We start from the raw sequence: 4,171 nt of genomic DNA on the forward strand, positions 1-4,171 counted from the left end.
TGCCGAGCCTTAGCGAGGCACCGAGTGGTGGGGCAAGAGCGCTTTGGTTACTTTCGCGCTTTTCGAAAGTGACTCGCTGTAAGAGCGAAACCCTAGGTGGCCGTTACCGCAGCAACGGATATGTACACCTGAAAAAAATCGCGTAACACAAAGCCTTACCCCAGCCGCCGCAGACGAGCAAGTGTCATGGCAGTGTCCTCGATCATATCCTCCTGCCCACCAACCATCCCACGACGTCCCATCTCAACAAGAATTTCCCGAGCTGACACGCCGTACGTCTTCTCGGCGCGCTTGGCGAACAGCAGGAACGAGCCATAAACCCCGGCGTAGCCCATGGTCAGTGCATCGCGGTCGCTGCGGATCGGGAAGTCCATGATCGGTACCACCAGGTCTTCAGCCACATCCTGGATGCCGAACACACTGACGCCGGTGTCGATACCCATGCGATCACACACCGCCACCAGCACTTCCATCGGCGTGTTGCCCGCGCCGGCACCGAGTCCTGCGCAGGCGGCGTCGATGCGATTGGCCCCGGCGGCAATCGCAGCAATGGAGTTGGACACACCCATCGACAGATTGTGGTGGCCATGAAAGCCAATTTCGGTCTCAGGCTTGAGGGCCGCGCGCATCGCCGTCACGCGAGCACTGACGTCGTGGGGCAGCAGATAGCCCGCCGAATCGGTCAGGTAGATGCAGTTGGCGCCGTAGCTTTCCATCAGCAAGCCCTGCTTGACCAGGCCTTCAGGGCTGTTCATGTGGGCCATCATCAGGAAACCGACGGTGTCCATGCCCAGGCTGCGGGCGTGCGAGATATGTTGTTCGCTGACATCGGCCTCGGTGCAATGGGTGGCCACGCGAATGGTATTGACCCCCAGTTCATGGGCCATTTTCAGATGATCGACGGTGCCGATGCCAGGCAGCAGCAGGGCTGAGACCTTGGCCTTTTTCATCAATGGGATCACTGCCGACAGATACTCTTCGTCGGTGTGGGCCGGGAAGCCGTAGTTCACCGAGCTGCCGCCCAGGCCGTCGCCGTGGGTGACTTCGATCAGCGGCACGCCGGCCGCGTCGAGGCCGCAGGCGATGTCTTTCATCTGTTGCAGGCTGATCTGGTGACGCTTGGGGTGCATGCCGTCGCGCAGGCACATGTCGTGAACGGTGATGCTTTTGCCGCGAAGATCCATGGTCGACTCCTTATGCGTGAGCGGTTTGGGTGAGTACCAGCTCGCCCTTGAGGATTTCCTCGGCGAACATCTCGGCGGTGCGCGCTGCGGCGGCAGTCATGATGTCCAGGTTGCCGGCGTACTTGGGCAGGTAGTCGCCCAGGCCTTCGACTTCCATGAAGATCGACACCCGATTGCCGTCGAACACCGGGCCGTTGACCAGCTTGTAGCCGGGCACGTAGCGCTGCACTTGCTCGATCATGGCCTCGATGGCGGCGGTGATCGCGGGCTGGTCGGGTTCGCTGGCGGTCAGGCAATGCACGGTGTCGCGCATGATCAGCGGCGGCTCGGCGGGGTTGATGATGATGATCGCCTTGCCTTTCTTCGCACCGCCGACCTTTTCCACGGCGCTGGCGGTGGTGCGGGTGAACTCGTCGATGTTTTTGCGGGTGCCGGGGCCGACCGACTTGGACGCGGCGGTGGCAATGATCTCGGCGTATTCTACCGGCTGCACGCTGGACACTGCCGCCACCAGCGGAATGGTGGCCTGACCGCCGCAGGTGACCATGTTGACGTTCATCACACCCAGGCCCAGTTGCGCCTTGAGGTTGACCGGTGGCACGCAATACGGGCCGATGGCCGCCGGAGTCAGGTCGATCATCAACACGCCCAGGGCATTGAGCTTGCGCGAGTTCTGGGCGTGGACGTAGGCCGACGTGGCGTCGAAGGCGATCTGGATCTGGTCTTCGAGGACATGCGGGAGCAATCCGTCCACGCCGTCTGCGGTGGTTTTAAGGCCCAGCTCGCGTGCTCGTGCCAGACCTTCGGAGGTGGCGTCGATGCCCACCATCCACACCGGTTCCAGCACCTCGCTGCGCATCAGTTTGTACAGCAGGTCGGTGCCGATGTTGCCCGGCCCGATCAGCGCGCATTTGATCTTTTTACTCATGGTTTTTTGGCTCCTGAAGAGGGAAGGGCGATTCACGGGACAAAGCGCAGGCTGGCTTCGCCCAGGCCGGTCATGGACAGGCTGATGTGGTCACCGGCGATCACCGGCACCAGCGGCGCCAGGGCACCGGAAAGAATGATTTCGCCACGGCGGAACGGGATGCCCAGCTCGCCCAGGGTATTGGCCAGCCAGGCCACTGCCGCGCAAGGATGGCCTTGCACCGCCGAGCCCAGGCCCGAGCCTGCCGGTTGGCCGTTTTTGCTCATTTGCATGTGCACCGCGGCCAGGTCCAGCGAGCGCGGGTCGATGCGCTGGGAGCCGAGGGCGAACACACCGCACGAGGCGTTGTCGGCCACGGTGTCCTGGATGCGGATCTGCCAGTCGTCGATACGCGAGTCGACGATCTCGAAGCACGGCACCACCCATTGGCTGGCGGCCAGCACGTCCTCGGCACGGATGCCCGGGCCTTGCAAATCTTCGCCGAGAATAAAGGCGATTTCGCCTTCGGCCCGGGGCTGTATCAGGTTGTAGCGGGCCAGGCTGACGTCACTGCCATCCTCGACCTGCATGGCATTGGTGAGGAAGCCGAAATCCGGTTGGTGGACATCGAGCATTTCCTGCACGGCGCGGCTGGTGACCCCGATTTTCTTGCCGATCACGTGCTCGCCGAGGGCTTCACGGCGCTGCAGGAACTGCAGGGAAATCCCGTAGGCCTGCTCCAGGGTGATCTGCGGATAGCGGCGGGTCAGGGGGGGCAGCGTCTGCCTGCTGCGCAGGGCGTTGAACAGCTCGTCACCGAGCGCGTTGATCAAATGGGCGTCCATGGCGAGGGCTCCAGAGGGGTGGAAGAAAAAAGGCCCGCCCCAACGTCATCAGGGGCGAACCCAAAGGAGTGGGTCAGCCGGGCCAGACCGACGAGTCGGCACCGCCATCGACATCAATGATCTTGCCGGTCACCCAGGCCGATGCGGGGCTGGCCAGGTACAGCGCGGCGGCGGCGATGTCTTGCGGGGTGCCCAGGCATTTGAGCGGGGTGTTGTTTTCCATGACCTGGCGCATGGCGGCAGGCATCACGCCGTTAAGTGCCTCGGTCAGGGTGGGGCCGGGGGCGACGGCGTTGACTCGGATCTGCGGCGCGAAGTCCTGGGCGAGCAGGCGGGTCAGATGGCTGAGGGCCGCCTTGGCCGTACCGTAGGCGCTGAAATGGCGTTGGGCATAACGCGCCGCCACTGAGCTGATATTGATGATGTTGCCGCCGCCGGCCTCGCGCATCAGCGGTACGCACAACTGGCAGAAGGCGTAGGTGGTGGCGACGTTGAAGTTCAGCACCTGGGCGAACTGCTCGGGTGTCATGCTCAGCGGGTCATTGGGCCCGCCACCGCCGACGTTGTTCACCAGATGAGTGATCCGGCCCATGTGCTCGACGCTGTGGCGCACCAGTGCCTGGCGTTGCTCGGCATCGTTGACGTCGCAGGCGAAGGCCAGGGCGCGCCGACCGAGGGCGCGAACTTCCTCGGCCACGGCCTGCACTTCGTCCAGCGAACGTGCCGAGCACACCACATCGGCGCCGGCTTCGGCATACGCCAGGGCAATCGCCCGACCGATACCGCGGCCGCTGCCAGTGACGATGGCGACGCTGCCGTCCATTTGGAAACGCTGCAAAATACTCATGGCCCTTGCTCCGTGGGGTCGATTTTGGATGGGTTTACTATCGCTGCGGTGATCGGGTTGGGCATCGTCTCAACGGACTAGCGGGGGGCTGGATGAGGTGGGTTGGTGTACATATCCGTTTCTTCGGTAACGGCCACCCATGGTTTCGCTCTTACTGTAGGAGCGAGCATGCTCGCGATGGAGGTCAACGATGACGCGGGAAGCCTGACTCCCCGCGGTGCTCTCAGGTTTTTCGTCGGAACGCCGCCCGGAGCATGCTCGCTCCTACGGGGCCCGCCGCGATGGGCCATCCCTGGCCCAGCGCGGCTAAACGGCATCCATGCCGGTTTACCCACTGCGCAGAACCTCCACTCGGCCTCTCGATGGGGCAAGAAAATCAAAAGCCAAA

The 4,171-nt window shown here is 63.2% G+C and carries 4 protein-coding genes; all 4 read right to left on the minus strand.

Annotation, left to right across the window (positions count from 1 at the left end):
• Positions 1-155: 155 nt before the first annotated feature.
• Entirely contained in the window at positions 156-1,184 is a 1,029-nt protein-coding gene (dmpG, locus tag AC1Q8Q_RS32070) for a 4-hydroxy-2-oxovalerate aldolase (RefSeq protein WP_492615962.1), read from the minus strand.
• A gap of 10 nt (positions 1,185-1,194) precedes the next feature.
• On the minus strand, positions 1,195-2,112 hold the full coding sequence (locus tag AC1Q8Q_RS32075; RefSeq protein WP_168758564.1) for an acetaldehyde dehydrogenase (acetylating): 918 nt from the start codon (positions 2,110-2,112) through the stop codon (positions 1,195-1,197).
• Positions 2,113-2,144: 32 nt separating this feature from the next.
• On the minus strand, positions 2,145-2,936 hold the full coding sequence (locus AC1Q8Q_RS32080; protein ID WP_083349409.1) for a fumarylacetoacetate hydrolase family protein: 792 nt from the start codon (positions 2,934-2,936) through the stop codon (positions 2,145-2,147).
• Between the two features lie 73 nt (positions 2,937-3,009).
• On the minus strand, positions 3,010-3,783 hold the full coding sequence (locus tag AC1Q8Q_RS32085) for a glucose 1-dehydrogenase (protein ID WP_168758563.1): 774 nt from the start codon (positions 3,781-3,783) through the stop codon (positions 3,010-3,012).
• Positions 3,784-4,171 lie beyond the last annotated feature (388 nt).

It is taken from the genome of Pseudomonas sp. GW823-FHT06B06 (genome assembly GCF_058795195.1).

Coding starts and splice junctions, on each gene's coding strand:
- dmpG (WP_492615962.1), bottom strand. CDS start 1,184: ATGGATCTTCGCGGCAAAAGCATCACCGTTCACGACATGTGCCTGCGC.
- AC1Q8Q_RS32075 (WP_168758564.1), bottom strand. CDS start 2,112: ATGAGTAAAAAGATCAAATGCGCGCTGATCGGGCCGGGCAACATCGGC.
- AC1Q8Q_RS32080 (WP_083349409.1), bottom strand. CDS start 2,936: ATGGACGCCCATTTGATCAACGCGCTCGGTGACGAGCTGTTCAACGCC.
- AC1Q8Q_RS32085 (WP_168758563.1), bottom strand. CDS start 3,783: ATGAGTATTTTGCAGCGTTTCCAAATGGACGGCAGCGTCGCCATCGTC.